Here is a 1,768-nt window from a genome sequence, read left to right as displayed (position 1 = left end):
CGAACACCGCGATGATCACGGCGCCGACGACGAACACCGGGTTGCGCTTGAGCCGCCGCCGCTGTACGAGACGCCGCCGGATGGCGACGGCCCGCCGGACGTCGACGGGCCGCCGGGTGTCGACGGGCCCCCGGACGTCGACGGGCCGCCGGGTGTCGACGGGCCGCCGGACGTCGACGGACCGCCTGGTGTCGACGGACCGCCCGGCGTCGACAAGCCGCCCGCAGTTGACGGGCCGCCGGGCACCGACGGTCCACCGGTGACCGATCCGCCGCCGGTTTCCGACCCGCCGGGCGTCGGAGGCCCGTCCGGGTCCGACGGCCCGGGTGTTGGGGGACCGTCCGTGCCCGACCCGCCGGGAGTGGGGGGACCGCCGGGCTCGGACCTGTCGGGTCAGAACTCGCCCGCGGACGTGCCGCCGCCTCCGGAGATCGGGGGGCCGCCCGGTGCTGGTGGCCCTTCGGACTCCGGGAACGCGCCCCCGGTGACACCTCCACCCGTGAGCCCGCCCCCGGTGGCGCCACCGCCTGTGAGTCCGCCCCCGGTCACGCCGCCACCGGTGAGCCCGCCCCCGGGGTCCTCGCCGCCAGGGGCGCAGCCGCCTGGGTCGCGGGTACCGACTCCGACCCCGCCAGGCGGCAGCAACCGGAACCCGGCCCCACAGGGGCCGGTGCCGCCGCCGTCGTTGTCCCCGCCACCCACTGGTGTCGATGCCCCCGAACTCCCCGGCTCGGGGGGTGGGCCCGGAGGCTCCGGGTTGGGCACCGACGTGCCTGGCGCTTCCACCGGCGAAGTCCCGCCCCCCGCGATCGACGCGCCGCCTGGGTCGGTCGACGCACCGCCCGGGCTGCAGGACCCCCCGACGGGCAGCTCGCAGGGTGGTGACCAGGACCAGCGGGGTGGGGTGCCGCCGATGATGCCTCCGGTGTCGCCGCCGACCCCGGGTGGTGCTGGTGGTGAGCGGTCGGACTCCTCCGGCCTGCTGGACATCGGTGACGAGCCGTGGACCGGCGTCGGCAACCCGCCCTCGGTCGGTGACCCCAACGCGCCCGGCGGGACACCGCCTGCCGTGCCGGACCTGGGCACGCCGAGTGCCGACGCACCCGGTGGTGGAATCCCGGTCACCGATGCGCCGGTCCCGGAGGCACCGGGCACCGGGACACCGGGAGCCGACACGCCAGGTGCGGGGCTTCCCGGTGTTGACACCCCGGGTACGGGATTGCCTGGTTCGGAGGTGCCGACCGAGCAGTCCTGGTCGCCCGGGGACCAGCCCGCCGCGCAGGGCGGCGGCCTGGACCAGCGGGGTGGGGTGCCGCCGATGATGCCTCCGGTGTCGCCGCCGACCCCGGGTGGTGCTGGTGGTGAGCGGTCGGACTCCTCGGGCCTGCTCGACGTCGGCGACGAGCCGTGGACCGGCGTCGATGTCCCGCTGCCAGTCGGTGACCCCGACGCACCTGCCGGGGCGCTGCCCGGGGGGCCTGGACTGCAGTCACCCGGCGGGGCGCCGGTGTCCGACGCGCCCGTGTCCGACGCACCGGTGGCCGAGACGCCCGTGGCCAACGTGCCGGTGGCGGACGTGCCGGGTTCGGAGGCGCCGTCCGGGCAGGACGATGTCTCCGCGCCCCAGGCGTCGACCGCAGGTGGGGTGCCGCCGATGATGCCGCCGGTGTCGCCGCCGACCCCGGGTGGTGCTGGTGGTGAGCGGTCGGACTCCTCGGGCCTGCTCGACGTCGGCGACGAGCCGTGGACCGGGGTCCCGGCTTCGGTC

General features: G+C 77.2%; 1 protein-coding gene and 1 pseudogene. Both read left to right on the top strand.

Annotated features, from left to right (window positions below):
* Window positions 1-263 (top strand): hypothetical protein (locus ABT324_RS33315; protein ID WP_351185886.1); only part of this gene is annotated, 263 nt, incomplete at its 5' end.
* A 662-nt stretch (window positions 264-925) separates the two neighbouring features.
* Window positions 926-1,768: pseudogene (locus ABT324_RS33310) on the top strand (hypothetical protein); the annotation flags it as partial.

It is taken from the genome of Saccharopolyspora sp. NPDC000359, from assembly GCF_040300525.1.
Lineage (GTDB): Bacteria > Actinomycetota > Actinomycetes > Mycobacteriales > Pseudonocardiaceae > Saccharopolyspora.
The sequence above is the reverse complement of the archived record's forward strand: the minus strand, read 5'-3'. Positions and strand labels throughout refer to the sequence as shown.